At 75.8% G+C, this 19,174-nt stretch carries 7 protein-coding genes (1 of these 7 cut by a window edge); all 7 read right to left on the reverse strand.

What is annotated here, in order from left to right:
* On the reverse strand, positions 1-9,342 hold the beginning of the coding sequence (locus ACIGNX_RS22365) for a hypothetical protein (RefSeq protein ID WP_396542598.1). It extends 26,787 nt beyond the left edge of the window; 9,342 of the gene's 36,129 nt are visible here — the first part of the coding sequence; it begins with the start codon at positions 9,340-9,342; the stop codon falls past the left edge of the window.
* Positions 9,343-9,396: 54 nt separating this feature from the next.
* Complete coding sequence (locus ACIGNX_RS22370) at positions 9,397-10,392, reverse strand: hypothetical protein (RefSeq protein WP_396542599.1); 996 nt, start codon at positions 10,390-10,392, stop codon at positions 9,397-9,399.
* Between the two features lie 10 nt (positions 10,393-10,402).
* Entirely contained in the window at positions 10,403-10,819 is a 417-nt protein-coding gene (locus tag ACIGNX_RS22375; protein WP_396542600.1) for a YbaB/EbfC family nucleoid-associated protein, read from the reverse strand.
* Between the two features lie 130 nt (positions 10,820-10,949).
* Positions 10,950-11,387, reverse strand: a complete 438-nt coding sequence (locus ACIGNX_RS22380) for a hypothetical protein (protein WP_396542601.1) — start codon at positions 11,385-11,387, stop codon at positions 10,950-10,952.
* Positions 11,388-11,532: 145 nt separating this feature from the next.
* Entirely contained in the window at positions 11,533-14,835 is a 3,303-nt protein-coding gene (locus tag ACIGNX_RS22385) for a right-handed parallel beta-helix repeat-containing protein (RefSeq protein ID WP_396542602.1), read from the reverse strand.
* Between the two features lie 7 nt (positions 14,836-14,842).
* On the reverse strand, positions 14,843-17,815 hold the full coding sequence (locus ACIGNX_RS22390) for a hypothetical protein (protein ID WP_396542603.1): 2,973 nt from the start codon (positions 17,813-17,815) through the stop codon (positions 14,843-14,845).
* A gap of 1 nt (position 17,816) precedes the next feature.
* Entirely contained in the window at positions 17,817-19,172 is a 1,356-nt protein-coding gene (gene eccB / locus ACIGNX_RS22395) for a type VII secretion protein EccB (RefSeq protein WP_396542604.1), read from the reverse strand.
* Positions 19,173-19,174 lie beyond the last annotated feature (2 nt).

The raw sequence follows: 19,174 nt of genomic DNA on the forward strand, positions 1-19,174 counted from the left end.
GACCGCCTCGGTGAGCCGCGTCAGGGTCGCGAGGTCGGCCTCGTCGTCCTCGGCCTGCCGCGCCTCCGCCAACGCCCGGTCGAACACGGCCACGGCGCGTTCCAGGTCGAGCGCGGCGTTGGCGCGGTCCAGCTCGTGGGCGGCGAGGTCCATCTCCCTGGTGAGGGCGCGCGTCAGCGCGTCGTCCGGGTCCTCCGCGTCCAGGAACGCCCTGTTCGCGGCCTCGAACCGGGCCACGGCCGCGTCGACGGCGGCGGACGCGCCGAGCCGCTCCGGCGCGGGCTCGGCCACCGGGGTGCGCGGCGCCGGGTCCTGCCCGGCGGGCGCGGGGCCGTCCGGGGTCGGTACCGCGTCCGGGGGCACCACCACGTCGGCGGTCAGGTCCGCGTCCTGCCCGCGCCACAGCGCGTCGGCGATCTCCGAGGCGGAGAAACCGCCCTGGAACAACCGGAACGCCTCCGGCAGGACCACCGGGCGGAACCCGTTCTCCAGCAGCAGCCGGGGCAGCAGCAGGTACGCGTTGAGCCTGCCGTTGCCGTCCGAGAACGGGTGGAGCACCTGGAGCGTGCTCACGACCCGGCCGATGGCCCGCAGCCGGTCGTGGTCGGTGGTCGCCCGCGCGATCTCGTCGTAGTAGGTGTCCAGTGCCGCGCCGACCAGCGCCGGGATCTCCTCCGCGCGGTACTGCGTGGCGATCCTCGGCTCGCCCCCGACGGTGACCGGGTAGGTGATCGGCTTGCGCGGGTCCGACCACTGCTCGGCCATCAGCGGGCGGCCGAGCAGGGTGCGCGCCATGACCTCGGGGTGGGGGCGGTCGGTCCAGAGCGGGAAGTTCGTCGTCCGGTGCGCGTCGCCCTGCGGCAGCCCGGTGGGCCGGGGCGCCTCCTCCAGCGCACGGGTGACCAGGCGGTGCAGGTCCAGGTAGTCGGCCGCGGTGAAGCGGGACGGCGTCATGGCCGGCGGGTCGAGCAGGCGCTCGAACGCCGCGACCATGCCCTCCTGGAAGCCCGGCGACTCGGTGAGGTCGTAGAGCAGGCCGGGGTCGTCCGCGCTGTCCTCCTGGGCCCGCTGGTGGTGCCTCGGGTCGAGGTAGAGCCGCCACCAGTGCTCGCGCGGCAGCACGTCGCTCAAGCGCAGGGGCGCGGGCCGGTCCCGCCGGTCCGGCACCGGGCCGTCCAGGTCTGGGCCGTCCAGGTCTGGGCCGTCCAGGTCTGGGCCGTCCAGGTCTGGGCCGTCCAGGTCTGAACCGTCCGAAACCGGGGTGCTCCCGTCGTCGTCGCGTTCGGGGGGCGCGATGCCGGACTCCGGTTCGGGGAACCCGAGGGCGCGGTTGACGTCGTCGACCCAGGCGCTGATCCGGTCGTCCTTCGACCGCGCCGCGGACCGCTCGGCGATGGGGTCCACCAGGGCCCTCGCCATCAACTCCACCTGCCAGAGGTGGCTGGGCGTCAACCGCGGCGTCCCACCGGACAGCGGCTCCTCCACGCCGAGGTAGCGCGCGACCTGCTCGGCCGCTGCCACCGGGTCGACGTCAACGGGCCAGCTCGCCTGCTCGACCTCCCCGCCGGGACCGGTGAGGTCGATGACGTCGTCCGCGTCGTCCGGTTCGGCCACGAACTCGACGGTGACGTGGAGCCGGTCCCCGCCGATCAGCCGGACACCGCCGTTGAACACCTCGTCGACGCCGGCCGAGACCCGGTCACGCAGCTCGGCCACGTGTCGGTCGGCCACCCCGGTCCCCGGGTCCAGGTGGAGCCGCACGGTGAGGTCGCGGACGCGGACGCCGTCGACCTCGAAGGCGCGCGTCTCGTAGGAGACGGCCCACCGGTCCGAGACCGTGCCGTCCACGCGCCCGGTGGCCGGCCTGCGCGAGCGCTCGTCGCGGATGCGGTCGACCGACGGGACGTCCGGGTCGGCGGCGGGCCCCCACGTGCGCCCTTGCGCCTCGCCGAGCACCCAGGTGATCTCGTCCAGCGAGAACCCGCCCTGGAAGAGCGCGTAGAGCCTGGGCAGGTTCACCGGGCGGAAGCCGTTGTCCAGCAGCAGCCGGGGCAGCAGCAGGTGCACGTTGACCCTGCGGTTGGCGTCCCGGAACGGGTGGACGAGGTGGAGGGCGCGCACGGCCCTCGCGATGGCGCGCAGCCGCTGCCGGTCGTCCCGGGCACCCGCGACGTCGCGGTAGTAGGTGTCCAGCACCGCGTCGACCAGCTCCCGGACCTCGTTCGCCGAGTAGGCGGTGACGAGTTCCCGCGCGCCGCCGTCCTCGTACCGGAACGGCTGGAGCACCGCGATCGGCCGCCGGTCGTCGGTGGCGGCGTCGCGCCCGGCCGCGTCCACGACCAGCGGACGCCCGGCCACCGTCTCACGCAGCACCTCCGGGTGGAGGGGGGTGTGCAGCGGGAAGCGGGTGTCCCCGGAGTACGCCGTGGCCCCGGACCAGCCCGACCGGCCGGGCAGGTACCTGGTGACCGCGGCGTGCATCCGCTCGTAGTCGTCCGACGTGAAGCGGCTCGGCACCCGCGTGCCGAGGAACGCCCGGTAGGCGTCCACCATGCCGGCGCGGTGGCCGGGCTGCCACGAGTCGTTCAGCGCGCCCGGGTCGTCGGGGAAGTGCCGGACGGCGTCCTCGTGGTCCAGGGGGTCCAGGTGGAGCCGCCACCACTGGGAGGGCTCCAGCACGTCGGCCAGGCCGAGGGGCGGACCGGCGGGTTCGAACGGCGCGGGCGCGACCGGGGCGTTCCCGCCCCGCGCGGTCCGCTCGTCGTCACCGCCCCGGGCCCACCCGCCCCGGTCGCGCGCAGTCGGCTCACCCAGGTCGCGCGTGGCCGCCTCGCGCCGGTCGCGCACAGCAGGCTCGCGCCGGTCGGGCCGGACCGACCCGTCCCGGCCACGCTGGGCGGACTCGTCCCCACCGCGCCGGTCCGGCGCGCGTTCGTCGAGGACCGGGCGGGGCGTCCGGTCGACCCGGATGTCCACGCGACCGGTCCGGCCCTCGTCGGAGGGCACGATGGCCACGCCGCCGAGGGCGGTGAGCACGTCCCGCACCTCGTCCGCCGCCCGGCCGCCGCCGACGACCTCCACCACCGGGGGTCGGTAGCCGCGCTCGGCGTTCACGCGCCTGGTCTCGGCCAGTTCCGCGCCCAGCACCCGCACCCGCGCCATCCCCGCCGGCCCGGTGGGCTCACCCGGTGCGGTCGTGATCGTCAGGTCCACACCGGTGAACGACGGGGGCTCCGGGTCGGCGACGCCCAGGTCGTGCGCGATGCCATAGGCGAGGACCGTGCTCCGCCTCGTGCTGCCGTGCCGCGCGAGGTGGTGCGCGACCGTGGCGGTGAAGTCCCGGCGCACGACGTCGTCGAGGGCGGCGTCGGGGGCGAGGACCGCGGTCACGATCGTGCGCGCCTCGCGCCAGGCCGACTCGGCGGCCTCCGGCGAGGTCGACGCCGAGGCCCACCGGTGCGCCGTCTGGGCGAGCAGGGACGCGGTCCAGGGCGGTCGGGGACCGGTCCGGTCGTGGTCGGCGCCCCGCAGCAGCGCCTGCACGCCGAGGCGCGCGGCATCGGGCGAGGGCACGTCGAAGACCTCGTACGCGCTCTCCGGCGCCCTCGTGCCGAGGTCGTCCGCGATCCGGCCCGCGAGGGCGGTGGTGTCGGCGAAGGACGCGCCCGACACCAGGTGGTCCGCGACGACGTCGACGACCGCCGCCCGCTCGTCCGCCCGGTCCGGGGACGCGGGGGCGGTGGTCAGGTCGGTGACCCAGGCGGCGCGGCGCACGACCTGCTCGCGCGTCGTGCGGTCCAGCGCGTCCAAGCGCGAGCGCGCCTCCCCCGCCCGCTCCACCAGGCCGTCTCGGGTCCACGCGGTCCGCGCCGGTTCGGGTGCCGCCTGCGACTCGACGATCTGGAACCGCACGGGTTCCACCCCGACGGGCCGGCCGCCCGCGACCCTGCGCCGCCACAGGGCCACCCGGCCGCGCAGGATCACGATCCGCGCCAGGTCCCTGGGGGACCTGACCAGCCGCGCGCGGGGCGGTGCGGCCGGGACCTCCAGCAGGTTCGCGGTGAACTCGATCGGTCCCACCGGCGAGGTCGGGTCTTGGTCGTCCGCGCCGTCGTCCAGGCCGAGCAGCCGGCCGACCTCCCGCGACCCCGCGTCGGGCGTCGGGACGATCGGCGCCATGTCCGCGCGGGGCCCGGCGAACTCGACGGTGACGTGCAGCAGGGAGCCGTCCGACAGGGCGAAGCCCTGGTTGAACCGGCGGTCGACACCGGCGCGGAGGTCGGCCTCGACGCCCTGGTCACCCGGCGAGGGGAGCACCGCGGTCAGGTCGGTCACCGGGACGTCCGCCACGGTGAACCGGCGCACGTCGTAGCGCACCGGCGACACCCGGGCGTTCCGGTCGACCCGGTGCCCGTCGCCCTCCGGCACGAGCAGGCCGGCCACGCGCTCGCCGCGCACGCGGCCGGTGACCGGCTGGAGCGCCCGCGCCCGTCGGACCAGCGCCGCGGGCGGGCGCGGCGACACCCGGCGCGGGGCGACGCCGTCCCCGCCCCGTTCCGGCCGCTCGACCACCGGCAGCGGAGGCGCGGAGAGGGCCGCCGCCGCGGGTCCGGTGCCCAGCAGCGAACCCCGGGCTCGCCGCGGCGTCCAGTCCACGTACACGTCGGCGATCCGGCTCCGGCTGTCGTGGACCGCCCGCACCCGGACGCCGTCCACTCCCCCGGCCAGCACGTCGGTGATCGCGTCCACCGCCGCGCGCGGTCCGAAGACGACGACCCCCGGGGCTTCGAAGCCCTGGTCCCGCCGGGTCCGCGCGCTCGCCGCCAGGTCGGCCGCCAACTCGTGCACCAACGGCGTCCCGCGGTCCAGCAGGCCGTCCTCGGGCACGACCAGCGACAGTTGCGGGCGCAGCCGCGTGCTCCCGGTGGCGGGGGACGCGGTGGCCGGGGACGCGGTGGGCGACAGGCCGAGGTCGCGGGCGATCTCGGCGGCGAGGGACCTGGCGCGGTCGCCGGCCGGTTCCGCCGCGACGACGAAGGACAGCGAGTCCACCAGCTCGACGTCGGCCCGGGCCGTCACATCGAGCACCGACGCCACGACGCCACGCGCCACCCGCACCCGCTCGTCGCGGACCGCGTCGGGCAGGAGGCGGACGTCGACCGACGCCCGCTCCGCGCGGGCGTGCAGCACGTCGCGCGTCCACGTCCCGGTCGGGGCGGCGGTCGGGGCCGCCGGGCCGGCGGTCACCTCGTGGTCGGTCTCGTGACGGGTCGACCCGCTGTCCGCCGTCCCGCTGTGGGGCGTCTCGTTGTGGGGCGTCTCGTTGTGGGGCGTCTCGTTGTGGGGCGTCTCGTTGTGGGGCGTCTCGTTGTGGGTGGGCCCGTCGGCGACGAGCGCCACGGGGGCGTCGTCACGACGGCTCGGCGCCGACACCCGTGCCTCGATCGCGTCGAGGTCCCGCGGCGACAACCCGCTCGCGCCGGTGCCGACGCGGCTGTCGTCCACGCCCAGGAGACGGGCGACGTCGCGCGCCGGCGCGGACCTGTCGCCGTCCTCGGCCCAGCCGAACCAGCGGGAGGGGGTGCCGGCGGGCAGGACGTCGATCGAGGCGTGGGCGTCCTCGGCCCGGTCGGTGAACTCGACGGTGACGTGGAGCAGCTCGCCGCCGGCCAGCCGGTCGCCGCGGTTGTAGAACTCGGCCACGCCGCGTCGGGCGCGGTCGCGCAGCCGGGCGTTGCCGGCCAGGTGCAGCCGCACGGTGAGGTCCACCACGGGGTCGCCGTCCACCTCGAACCGGCGGACGTCGTAGCCGATCGGCCACTCGCCCCGCACCCGGTCGCCCACCGGCGCGGACGAGCGGGCGACCGCGATCCGCCGTTCGAGGCCGGCTCGCTCGGCCGCGAGGTCGTCGCGCACCCGGCGCGCGAGGACGCGCTGGTCGTCGGCGTTCGCACCCTCGGCGAGGTTGCCGGAGACCAGGACCACGAGGTCGTCGCGCACCCCGCGGTCACCGACACCCGCCTCGTCCACGATCGAACTGGCCAGGTCCACCACACCCGCGTCGCGGACCACCGGGTCGCGCCGGGCCTCGTTCGCCTCCAGTCGGAGCAACGCCCGCGTCCACGGGTGCGCCGCGTCCGTCAGGTCGGGCAGCGCCCCGTCCCCGATCACCCCGTCGTCGGGTGCCCGGTGGTCCTGTTCGGGTGCCGTGACCGAGGCGGCGAGTGCTTCCACGACGTCTTCACCGCGCGACACCCACTCGGGGAGCGCCCGACGCGGCTTCGGGTGCGTGATCTCCACCTTGGCCACCGCATGCTCGGGCTCTGGTTCCGGCGTCGACCGCTGCTCCGGCGTCGACCGCGGCTCCACGGCGGGACCGCTCACCACGACGTCGACCGGCGTGACCCCGGACTCCACGGCCAGGTCCGTCAGCACCCGCCGGGCCAGGGCGACCACGTCGGACTCCGGGACCTGTCCGAACAGGTCGGACGCGACCACCGCGACGAGGTCCTCGCGCACCTCCGGGTCGACCTCGCCCAAACCGTCGACGAGCACCCGGGCCCGCTCGTACTCGGCCGGCGCCCCGTCCCCCAGCTCGTCCCTGACCAGGTCCGCGTCCGACCGCAGCAGTGCACGGGTCCACGGGACGGCGCCTTGCGAGAGGTCGCCCAGCACCCCGTTCGGGTCGGTCGGGGGCATCCCCGCGGCGGCGAACCCCGCCGGGTTCCCACCGGGGCGAGGCCGACCGGTCGACTCGCTCCGGGTCCCGTCCGCCGGCGCGGCCGGGGTCCTCGGGCTCGCCTGCTCCGTCCTCGGGGTGTCCCCGCCGACCTGCCCGGCGAGCGGCACGTCCCGCTCGGCCACCGGGCCCGGGTCCGCGGTCCCCTCGTCGGCGGCCCGCCGCTCCTGCTCCGCCAGGTAGTCGTCGGCGAACCCGTCCGCCCGCAGCCACGGCGTCGCGTCCACTGGGAACTTCGGCCGGATCTGCGCGTTCAGCTCGGCGGGCCGGCTGTCGACGTGCTTCACGACCAGGTCGTCGCCGTGCTCCCGCCGGAGTTCGGCCGCCGCGTCCTCGTTCAGGCCGACCGCCAGGAGCGGCTGCCGGCGACCGGTCTCCTGGGTTACGTCCTCGCGGGCATCGGGCTCCTCCGGCCCCACCGCGGCCGGTGCTTCCCGCTCGACCGGGGTGGTGGTGTCACCGGTCAGGGCCGACAGGTCGGCCACTTCCCCGTCGGGGGTGATCCCAGTGGTGGTTCCAGTGGTGGTTCCCGCAATGGTGCCCGCGCCGTTCCCGGTGCTCTGACCCGCGCGCTCGGGCGCGGACCTGGCGGTGCCCTGCGGGTCCTGCCGTCCGGGGTCCGACTGCTGCTGCGCCGGCGAAGGCTGGACCGGTGCCGACTGGACCGGTGCCGACTGGACCGGTGCGGACTGCGCGGGAGGTTGTGCCTGCGGGGCGAACAGGTTGTCCGACAGTTGCGGCAGCGCCACCGGGTTGCCGAACGCCGACCTGGCCTGGCCCTCCACCTGGTGCACGGGTGGCGCGTCCTGGAACGGCAGTCGCTCGTTGAGCGGCAGCGGACCCGTCTGCCCTGCGGGGCGATCCTGGCCGGGAGCCTGGCGCTCCGGCGCGGCCACGTCGTCGCGACCGAGGGCGTCCCCCGGGGTGTCGTGGATGTCGATGCCCTGCGGCGAGTCGGTGATCCGGGGAGCGGTGACCTCGGGAGCGGGCTGGTCCCACGCGTCGAGCAGGCCGGGCACGTTCGCGGGGTGCGGCGGGAGCAGCACGTCCGGCCGCGCCGACAGGTCCGACGAACCCGGGAGCGGGTCGAAGCCGCTGCCCGGCCGCAGGCCCGGTCCCTCACCCGCGTCCGACGGCGAACCGGTCCTCGAACCCGGGTCGTCCTGCCCGAGCCGCTGCGGCGGCACGTCGCCCGGACGACCCGGGGCAGGCGGGTTCGCGCCGTTGGTGGTGGAACCAGTCGCCGCCAGGCCGGTGGCCGCCACCCCTCCGACGGCGAGCGCGGCCGCCGCGCCCGTCACCGCGGCACCCACCTTCGCACCGGGGATCGAACTGCGGCCGGACGAGCCGGAACCGCTCTCCTCCTGGGCTTCCTGCTCCGCCTGCCCGCCCGGTGCGGTCTCCTGCGCACCGGGCGGCGGGACCTCCTCCGCGGTACCCGGCGGGACCTCCTGCGCGTCACCCGGTGCGGCCCCCTGCTGATCGCCCTGGCCGGTCTCCGGTTCCTCTACGGCACCCTGTTCCGGTTGGGGCTCCAGGTCCCGCCAGACGCCGGTCCCCTCCTCGGACTGACCGGTGTCGGTGTCCACGAGCACCTGCGAGTCGTCGCCACCGGTCGGCTGCTCCTCGGGCGCGGGTTCCGGTGCGGTCTCGCCGCCACCGCCGGGACCGTCCTCCGCGCCGACAGCGTCTCCACCGACATCCCCACCGACGTCTTCACCGGCCTCCAGGCCGCTCAGGTCGAGCTGCGGCGGCAGGTCGATCTCCTCGCCGCCCAGCACGTTCTCCAGGACGGCGCCGCCCGTGCCGCTGACCGCGCCGTTCGCGGTGCTCATCCACAGGCTGTCCAGGCCCTGGCCCATCGCCACGTTGACGATGGTGGTGATGAAGGTCTCGACGGTGCCCTCGACGGCGCCAGCGAACAGCGAGGACTTGACGAGGTCCGGGAAGTAGCGCTGGGCGGCCGAGTAGAGGCCGCCAATGGCGGCGCCCGCACCGAAGCCCGCACCCGCCGACACGGTCAGGGACTGGCCGTCCAGCGACTGCCGTGTGTCGGCCGCGAGCTGCCCCAGCTGCACGGACAGGTCGAGGAGGACTTCCTGCGCGGCCTCCTTGGCGCCCATCGCGACCAGGTGGACCCACGCGGCGAACCGTTCGAGCAGCCTGGCGATCGCCAGTCGCGCGCTGGTGATGATGGCGGGGATCAGCACCGGGCCCCACGGCGTCCCGATCAGGGACATGACCTGCGTGGCCACCACCATGATCTCCGCGAGGAGGGTGCTCTCGTTGGTGTCCGCGCCCAAACCGAGTTGCTGGTGCAGCCACGCCGGCGACTCCACCGCCCCGTTCAACAGCCGGCCCACCCCGCGGAAGGCCTTCATCCTCGCCTCGATCGCGGCCGCGGTCTGGTCGCTGACCACCTCCTCGTAGGAGGTGGTCAGCCCTTCGACGTCGTTCCACAGCTCGGTGACCTGAGCACCGGCCTCGCGCCACAGCTCCGCCAGTTGGAAGGCCGCGCGGGCGCTCACCTGGGGGATCGGCTGTCCCGCAAGCAGGATCGCGGCGATGCTCCCGGGGAGGGAGGACTCGAACTCGACGGGCACGGCGCTGCTCCTGTGAGGGCGAGGAACGAGGTGGACCGGTGGCGGATCGGTGGACTACTCGACAGTCCTGGGCGTCAGCCCCTGCGCGATCCACTCGGGCTCGACCGTCGTGTCGGTTCGCTCCGACGCCACCAACAGCCGCTCACCCGAACCCGGCTCACGCGTGAACGTCACCGGCTCATCCGGATCACCCGGCGCCACCGACTCACGCGGCACCACATCACCGTCCACCACCGGAACCCACCCCGGACCACCGTCCACCGGCTCCCGCAAACCCAACCGCGGCCGCAACTCGTCACCATCCACACCATCCGCCGGCCGCAGCGGCTCCGCGATCCACTCCGGCTCCGCCGTCGCGTCGGTCCGCTCCGACGCCACCAGCAACCGCTCACCAGAACCCGGCTCACGCGTCAGCACCGACGTCTCACCGGAACGACCGCCCGGCGAATCCCGAAAACCCAACCGCGGCTGCAACTCGTCACCATCCGCCGGCCGCAACGGCTCCGCGACCCACTCCGGCTCCACCGTCGCACCGGTCCGCTCCGACGCCACCAACAACCGCTCGTCACCCGACGCGGGATCGGTGGTGCGGAGTTCCTGCTGCCCCCGCCGCTCGGGTGGCGGGAGCTGGTACAGCGCCGTCCGCCCGACCGCGACGTTGTTGTCCTCGGCCTGCTCGTGCGCCTTGGCGAGCGTGGTCAGGCCCTTCGCGACCCCGGTCACCGCCGCCCCGGCCGCGAGCACGCCGGTGAAGAAGCCCGTGAGCAGCCCCGCCACGACGGGAGCGGCCTGCTGCCACGACTCGTCCTGGAGGCTCCCCTGGTCCCCGGACTTGAGCGGCTTCTGGCTGAGCACCGGGTACCAGGAGTCGGCGAACTTCTTGATGCGCTCACCGAACACCTCCGAGTTGTACGCCCGCTTGCGCAGCTCGTCCGTGTCGGCCTTCAGCTCCCACGAGCCCGTGGTCGGCACCGAAGTGGTGCTGCCACCGGACTGGGGCAGGTCGGCGCCGGGGTCCTCGCCGTTGCCTGGGTTCGTCTTGACAGCCACGGTCGTCTCCTCAGTTCCTGGAATCGGGCAGCAGGTCGCGCAGCACGTCGGACAGGCCGGAATCCGGCACCTCGAACGACGCCGCGTCGACGTCACCGGTGAACAGCGCCTTCGCGTCGAACCCGGCGGGCATGTGCGGCGACATGACCTCCGCCGCCTCTTCCGCGACCCGGCGTTGCGCGGCGGCGATGGCGTCCACGAGGACGCCCGCGAGTTCGGCCGGCGGCATCCTCTTGTAGGCGGCGGTGGGGAACTTGACGTCCTCGACGGCGCCGCCGTGGCGGACGGTCACCGAGACGACCTTGCGCGGCGCGGTCTCGGTGACGCGGAGTTCCCGCAGCCGCCGCTGCGCCTCCCCCATCGCGCGCTGCGTTTCCCGCAGCTCCGACATCAGCCGGTTGAGATGTTCACTGTGCGGATTGGACACCACGACCTCCTTGATCCAACGGTGGGGTTCCGGGGCCTGCGCCACCAACGCCCGCCGGCCCGGACGACCCGATGGCGCAAGCGGCTCTGCCCGATGGACCCGGGACGCCGCGGCGGGTGGGACGGCGGCGCTAGCGGGGACCGGCGGCCGTCAACACCTGCGCGGCGGTCCTGGTGTTGTTCTCCTCGGCCAGCTCGTGGCGCTTGGCCAGCTCGGCGAGCGCGGTCTCGGTGCCCTCCAGCGCGGCGCCGAGCACGAGCACCGAACCCACGACCCCGGTGACGGCTTCGTGCAGGAACGGTCCGAACTGCCGCCACGACTCGTCCTGCTCGGCGGAGGCCGGGTCGCGCTTGATCGGCTTCCGGCCCAGCACGGGCTCGACGGCCGCGGCGAACGCGGTGATCCGGCGGCCGACCTCGCCGATCCCGTACGCGGACCTGCGCATCTCCCGCGTGTCGACCTCGATCCGCGCGCCGGTGACCGGTGCGGTGACCGCCGTCGTCCCGGTGCCGGGCAGGTCGGGTGCGGTGTGGTGGGAACTCCTGTGCTGGCCTGGCGTGGCGGCCACGTGCGGTCTCCTCGGTCGGTGGGATCGGCGGGGCGGTCGGCCGGACGAGCGGCGGTCGCCCCGGTGAGCACTGTGCGGTGCGCGGGGCACGCCGCCAACGCCGACGGGCCCTGGTCGGCCCGTTGGCGCACGCGGTCGTGCCCGGTCAGCCCACGGCCGCCAGGCCGCCGGAGATCGGCGAACGCAGGTCGGCCGCGGTGAGGGTGCGGGACGCCGCCGTGGCGGCCAGGCGGTCGGCCAGCTGGTGCGCGCCGCGCGCGGTGCGGTCGGCGGAGCCCTCGACGCGGGCGCGCAGGGCCTCCACGGCGTCGTCGGGCACCTCGTGGCCGCTGCGGACCAGGTGCCGCACGGCCATGCGGACCAGGTCGTCCACGTCGTGCTCGGTGAACTCCCACGCCTCGGCGAAGCACTCGGCCAGGGCCCGGTCCAGGGTCAGCAGCTCGCGGACGGCGTGCCGCTCCCCGAGCAGGAGCACGACGACGCTGTCGGCGTCGCGGCGCACGGCGTCGACCAGGGCTTCGGCGGTCTCGGCGCGGCGCTCGGCGGAGTCGGTGAGCCAGCCCGCGTCGGCGTCGAGCACGAGGACCCCGCCCGCGGCGTCCTCGAAGGCCCGGCCGACGAGGCTGGCCGCCTGGCCCGGCCAGCGCGGGCAGAGGTCCAGGCCGACGCGGACGCGCACCACGTGCCCGCTGCCGATCAGGTCCAGCTCGGTCAGCGCCTGGGCGTAGAGCCGGGCCACCTCGCTGCGCCCGGTGCCGCGCGGTCCGGTGAGGACCGCGCCGGCCTGCCGCGCCAGGGGCCGGCGGCGCTGCTTGAGCGCGCACAGCCGCAACGCGTTGTGCCCCAGCGCTTCCCGCACGCCGTCCAGGCCGTGCAGGTCACCGAGGCGGCGCCAGGCGCGGCTGGCGGCGAGCGCGGCGGCGGGGTCGGTGGCGACGTCGGGTCCGCCCGCCGGGGGCGCGGCCTGGCCGAGCGCGGCGATCTCGGGCGCCAGGTCGGCGGCGGTGAGCCGGTTGAGGTCGGCGTCCTTGGCGGGCGGTTCGTTCGCCAGGCGGGACGCCTGGTTGTTGACCATCGCCTCGAACAGCTTGCGCGCCACGCGGCCGTTGCCGAAGGTGTCGTTCTTCGGCACGCGGTCGAAGTAGTCCCCCAGCGCGGTGATCGCGTCGTCGGACAGCTCGTAGTAGTGCTTGCGGCACAGGTTGGCGGTGATGGTGACCAGTTCCTCGACGCTGTAGTTCGGGAACTCGATGGTGCGGGTGAAGCGCGAGGCCATGCCGGGGTTGGAGGCCAGGAACTTCTCCATCAGCCCGGAGTAGCCCGCGACGATGACCACGATCTCGTCGCGGTGGTCCTCCATCATCTTCATCAGCGTGTCGATGGCCTCCTGGCCGAAGTCGGGGCCGTTGCCGCCGGACTGGCTCGACAGCGTGTACGCCTCGTCGATGAACAGCACCCCGCCCATCGCCTTGGTGACCACCTCGGCGGTCTTGATGGCCGTGGCGCCGATGTACTGGGCCACCAGATCCGCCCGCGCGACCTCGACCATGTGCCCCTTGGCGAGGATGCCCAGCTCCGCCAGCACCGAGCCGTAGAGCCGGGCCACCGTGGTCTTGCCGGTGCCGGGCGGGCCCGCGAACACCAGGTGCCTGCTCATCGGCGGCATCGGCAGGCCCATCTCCTTGCGGCGCTGGCTCATCCTGATGAGGTTGATCAGGCCCAGCACCTCCTGCTTGACGCCGTGCAGGCCGATCAGGGCGTCGAGGTCGGCCAGCGGCCCGTCCAGCGCGACCGAGCCGAGCCGGTCGCCCTCCGCGCCCGGGGACGGCGGCCCGCCCTGGTCCGACCGCCCGGCCGGCGCGGCCCCGATGCCGACGGCGACCTGCCGCTCGTCGGTCACCAGGTCGGTGACCGTGAGGCGCGCGTGGTCGACGCGCCGGTGCACCGGGGCGCCGCCGCTGCCGGTGACGGTGCAGCCGACGACCGCGGATTCCGCCTCGGTGTCGAGCAGCACGCCGTCGCCCGCGCTGCCGGTGACCTCGCTGTCGTGCAGCTCGACCTGGCCGCCGGTGTGGGCGTGGACGCCGTGGCGGCGGGCCTCGCGGACGCGGCACCGGGTGGCGCGCAGCGACCCGCCGGCCACCTCCAGGCCGTCCCCGGCGGCGGCGACGACCTCGCAGTCCCGGAGCTCGACCCGGCTGTCGGCGCCGACGCGCAGGCCGCCGCCGCGCAGCAGCGTGGAGGCGAAGGTGGCGCGGGCGCCGTCGGCGAGCGCGACGAGGTGTTCCGCGCGGCCCGCCAGCCGCAGGTCGGTGACGTCGGCGCTGACCGCCTCGGCCAGGTCGAGGCCGAGGGCGTCGCCCGCGGTGACCTCGGCGTCGGCCAGCACCAGGGTGGACTGCCCGGTGAGGACCAGCACGGGCCCGGAGGAGGGTTCGGCCCGGACGCCCCGCAGCTCGGCGCGGGCATCGGCGCGCAGCAGCACCGCGCCGTGCGTGGAACCGCCGATCCACAGCTTGGTGAAGCGCGGCTTGGCCTCGCCGTCCACGACGACGCCGATCGGGCTGTCCTCGACCCGGCAGTCGTCGAAGTGCGGTTCCGCGGCACCGGTGACGTGCACGGCGTTGCGGCCGGCCTCGGTGAACCGGCACCCGCGCAGCACGGGCCTGGTCTCGCCGGCGAGGTGCGCGGCCTGCGCGCCCGCGCCGGTGAACCGGGACCCGGTCACGGTGACCTTCCCCCGGCTGGTCAGGTACAGGTCGAGGCTGCCGCTGCCGGTGACGACCAGGCCGCGGAGGTCGGCGTCGGCGTCGCCCTCGACCACGACGGCCGGCTTGGCGGTGTCCGCGACCTCGCAGTCCTCCACGAGGGCGCGGGCGTTGCCGTTGACGCAGATGCCGTTGCCACCCGCCCGGCGCACCTTCACCCGGCGCAGCACCAGCGCGCCCCGCTCGGTGACCACCACGCCGGACGACGAGGCGTCCACGATGTCGGTGTCCTCGGCGCTGCTCTGGTCGGGCGAGGTGACCACCAGGCCCGCGCCGCCGGCGGCGGTGAGCGTGCAGCCGCGCAGCGACACCCGCCCGCGGCCCCTGGCCAGCACCGCCGCCCAGGACGAGCCGGCCACGTGGCAGCCGTCCATCGCGACCTCGCCGCGCCGGGCGTCGAGCGCCGGCGCGTCGGTGGCGGCGCCGGTGATGACCAGGCCGGTCAGCCGCACCGCCTCGGCGTCGACCACGACCGCGCTGCCCGTCGTCGCCCGCACCTCGACGGTGCCGGGCCCCTCCTCGGCGGTGAGCGTCACCACGCGGGTGAGCACGAGGTTCTCGTCGTACCGGCCGGGGAGGACGCTGATCATCGCGCCGTCGCGGGCGTTGCTCAGGGCCGCGCCGATCGTGGGGTAGGCGTCGGGGCGGTTGCGGTCCACCACGAGCAGCTGTCGGTTCATTCGCCTGTCACCTCTCCACGCGGGCGAGGCGGACCAGGCCCGGCAACGTCTGGAACCGGGACGCCGCGCCCTCGGGGGTGCGCGCGTCCCGCTCGGCCGACGCCCACTTGTCGGCGCTGGTGCGCAGCGCGGTCGTGGCCAACTCGTCCAGGGACACGCGGTTGCCGTCGACCCGGCCGTCGGCGTCGATCTCCCCCGCGCCGAGTTCGCGCAGCAGCACCCGGCCGCGCGCGTCCGGGGTCGGCTCGGTCAGGCCGAGCACCTTGAAGCTGGTGCCGGGCACGAACAGCACCCGGTCGGGCACACCGCCCGCGTCGGGTTCGAGCAGCCTGGTGCGGCGTCCGGTCATGGACCACAGCAGGACGTCCACGTCGCCGCCCTGGCGGGCGCACGGCGCGGTGAGGGCGTTGAGGAAGCCCCACTCGGTGACCAGCTTGCGGCCCCGGTACAGCGCCCACTCCTCGTCGGTGAGGGAGGTGGAGTAGACGGCGATGCCGCGGTGCGAGGGCAGCCGGCTCAGCCCGGCGACCGCGCAGCGGGCGAACGGGACGTGCGGGCCCGCGGTGGCGCTGCGCAGGGCGGTGTCGAGCCCGTCGCCCTCGGCGGACAGGTAGAGGCGGACCGCCACGGCGTCGGTCAGCAGTTCGGCCGACCGACTGCCGGTGCCCTGGAAGCTGGGGTGCTCGGACAGCACGCGCGCGACGGAGTTCGCCACCGACGCGAACTGCTGGTTGAGCGCTTTGCGCAGCCAGGTCCGCTCCTCCTCCAGCCCGCGCTTGGGCACGACGGCCGCCGCCGACGCGGCGGGCACGGGCTGGGGGCGGGTGGTGGCGGCGTTGGTGGTGACAGCGGCGGCGGCGTTGGTGGTGGCGGGGCGGGTGTCGGCGGGGTGGGAGTCGGGTGCCGCGTCGCCCGAGGTGTTGGGCGACGCGGCGGTCCGGGGCTCGCCGGGTGCGGCGGGCGCGGCCACCGGCGGGGTGTCGACCGGTGGGGCCACCACCGGAGGGGCGCCGGCGGGCGGGCTCGCCACCGGAGGGGTGTCGACCGGAGACGCCCCGATCGGCGGAGCGGCGGCGGGTGTCACAGCGGCGGGCGGGGCGACCACCGGCGGAGTGCCGGCGGGTGACGGGGGCATCGGAGGGGCGACCACCGACACCGCGGCAGGTGGCGGGGCCATCGCCGCAGCCCCGGAAGCCGGCGAGGCGGAAGCGGCAGGGGCGGCAGGCACGACGGGGCCAGCGGGGGCGGCGGGAGTGGCGACCGCCGCGAGGGCGGGCCCTTCCACGGCTGGCCTTTCCACGGTGGGCCTTTCCACGGTGGGCCTTTCCACGGTGGGCCTTTCCACGGTGGGCCCGACCGGGGCTCCGACCACCGGCGGAGCGCCGGCCGACGCCCCCGGACCGGGGAAAGCCGAGCCCGGGCCGGGCGGGAAGGCGGGCGGCGTGGGCGGGTCGTCGGCGTCCGGCACGTCCGGGGTCGGGGGCGGCCCGGTCACCGGGCCCTCCGGGCTCAGCCGCCGGGAGATGCCGGTCGACGTGCCGACCCCACCGTCCGGCCCGCCGGTCCCCACCGGGTCCACCACCGGCACGGGCACCGGGCGTACCACGAACTCCGTCGCGGCCTCCGCGAGCCCCTGCGGGAACCCGGTCCCGGGCTCCTCGGCGTGCTCCTCCGCCTGCTCCTCGGTGGACTTGCGCGGCGGCTCGTGGTCCAGCTCCGCCAGCGCAGGCCCGGCCGCCGGCGCGGGGGTCCGCCCACCGGTGGCCACCAGGTCGCTCATCCACCGGGTGGTCGGGTCGAGGCGGGCGACGAGGTCCTCCGCGAGCACCTTCATGCGGGTCGCGACGGCGTCGGTGGTCGCCTCGAACAGCATGAGGTGCCGCTCGGGGTCCGGGGTGGTCGTGCGCACCGACTCGGCGTGCGCGGGCTCGGCGGGCGGGCGCACCCACAGGCCGGCGGGCACGACCTCCACGACCGCGTCCGGCGCGTACCAGTAGGTGGCTGGGGCGACCTCGGACACGCCGGCCAGCGGCGGCCGGTGGCTGACGATGCGCGGCGGCGGGTTCGCCCCGGCGGGCTGGGGCCGGTACGCCACCTCGCGCACGGCGCTGCGCCAGCCCGGCAGGCCGTCCGCGCGGATCGTGTAGACGTCCGGGTCCACGACCGAGCCGACGGGCAGCCCGGTGTACCAGACCAGCTCCTCGCCGATGAAGTCGGCCAGCGCCTGCGGCGACCCGCCGCCCGACCCGGTCACCGGCCCGTAGCGCAGCAGCCTGGCCCGGCCGCGCAGCTGCGCCGGCAGCCGCGCCCAGAACCGGGCCACGTCGTCGAACGAGATCGGCGGCGCGTCCGGGCAGCCCAGCACCAGCGTGAGCACGTCGAGCTGGCACGGCAGGCTCTCCTGCAACCGGGCGCGGTGCACGCGCAGCCGGGCGTCGTCGACGGCCGGGCGGATCCACGTGCCGCCGCCGAGCGGTTCGGCGATGCCGGACGCGCTGGTCGGCACGGCCTCGGCCAGCGCCTCGGACTCCCACACCGGTCTGGGGAAGCGCTTGGCCTCCCAGCGCGGCTGCTTGCCCGGCTGGAACCTGATCCAGCCACTGCGCTGCCCGGCGTCCACGAACAGGGAGCCGCCGACGCCCGGCAGCACGGCGCCGTCGGGCGCGATCACCGGCCGGTTGAGGCGTTCCGCCAGCCACTGCCCGGCCAGGGCGGTGGTCTCCCGGGAACGGCCGCCGATGACGATCCGCACACCGCGCCGGGGACGGGGCATGAGGTCGGCGACCGATTCCCAGGCGGAGAAGGGGCTGCCGGTGGGCAGGTCCACCACGACGAGGTCGTGGTGCGGGTCGGTGGCCACGACGAGGGCGAGGTTGCGCGCCTCGGCCGTCAGGTGGTCGCGCGGGTGGACCACCAGCGCGTTGCCGATCATCCGGCTGGTCATCTCGACGTCGCCGCGGCGGTCGGTCGCCTGGCTCATGTCAACTGCCTCCCTTCTCCACCGCGGTCACGGCGCCGCGCGCCAGGACCGGTCCGCTCGGCACGGCGGCGAGCACGTCGGCGCCCACGGGCACCGGCGTCACGCCGCCGTACCCGAGGGCGGCGACCGACTCGTCGTCGGCCAGCGGGTACTTCACGCCCTGATCGGTGATCAGGTAGCGGTCGGGCTTGCGCCCGTCGGCCACGGGCACCGCGGCGGCCAGCACCCCCGACGCCGGGGCCAGCCGCACCGCCGCCTCCGGCTCGGCGGCCGTCCGCGGCCGGTGCCCCGGGTCCGCGGTCACCAGCTCGCTGACCACCCGCACGCCGCTGGGCTGCTGCCTCAGGCACAGCGCCCGCTCCGGGCCGTTGGCCTCCACCAGCGACCTGGTGGCCGCCAGGTCGGGCAGGCGGGAGACCAGCGAGGTGTCCGGCGAGCGGGGCGCGGCGGCCAGCGCGGCGGTGTCCAGCGGCGTGGCGGTGCGTCCCCGCTCGGCCTGGATCAGCGCCGACTCGGTGCGCGACAGCGGGGCCAGCCCGTCGGGGCGCAGCACGAAGTGCTGGGTGCCGCTGGGCGTGGCCTGCTCGAACAGGTCGCCCACCAGGTGCGGGGCGTCGGCGACGCGCGGTCCGCTCGTCCGGTCACCGGGGATCTGCGCGGCCCCGACGTCCGGGCCGTCGGGCAGCGCGCCCAGCCACGCGGCGGGCGCGGTCGCGGGCGGCCCGGCGCCCAGGCCGAGGGCGACCGGCGTGCGGCCGCCGACGAGCCGGTGCTTGCGGTGGCCCCACACCACGTACTGCGTGCCGTCGGCGGCGGCGACCCACAGGTGCCGGTCGTCGCCGGCGGTCTCGGTGCGCGCGTCGGGCACCAGGTCCAGCCCCATGCCGCCGCCGGAGGCGGCCAGGCACAGCAGCCACGGCCCGGTGACCAGGGCGCCGCGGTCGGGCACCGCCTCCGGAGCGCCGACGATGCCGACCGCGGGCGCGCGGTCGAGGCCCGCCAGGGAGGCGCGCTTGATCGTCTCGACGTGCCCGCCGGGACCGACGAGCAGCAGCGCCGACGCCTGGTTGACCACGGGCACCAGCACGCCGCCGCGGTGGACGTAGGTCGCGCCGGTCTCCTCCTCCACGAGGATCGCGGCCGGGTCCTTCCACACCTGCGAGCCGCCGGGCTTGATCAGCCCGTACACGCCGAAGCCGATGCCGATCAGCAACGCCAGGACGACGCCCAGGACCAGGCCGAACAGCGCGCGTCGCGCGGGCGGTTCGCCGTGGCTGGTGTCGCCGAGCAGCAGGGCGGAGCTCATCCGCCCGACCATGACCTGGTAGGCGTGCAGGTGGTCGCGCTGGGTCTGCACGG

The sequence above is a fragment of the Actinosynnema sp. NPDC053489 genome (genome assembly GCF_044544865.1).
Taxonomy (GTDB): Bacteria; Actinomycetota; Actinomycetes; order Mycobacteriales; family Pseudonocardiaceae; genus Actinosynnema.

What these genes read in the sequence shown, in the direction of transcription:
- ACIGNX_RS22390 (WP_396542603.1), bottom strand. Translation starts at nt 17,815, where the DNA reads ATGAGCCAGGCGACCGACCGCCGCGGCGACGTCGAGATGACCAGCCGG.
- ACIGNX_RS22385 (WP_396542602.1), bottom strand. Translation starts at nt 14,835, where the DNA reads ATGAACCGACAGCTGCTCGTGGTGGACCGCAACCGCCCCGACGCCTAC.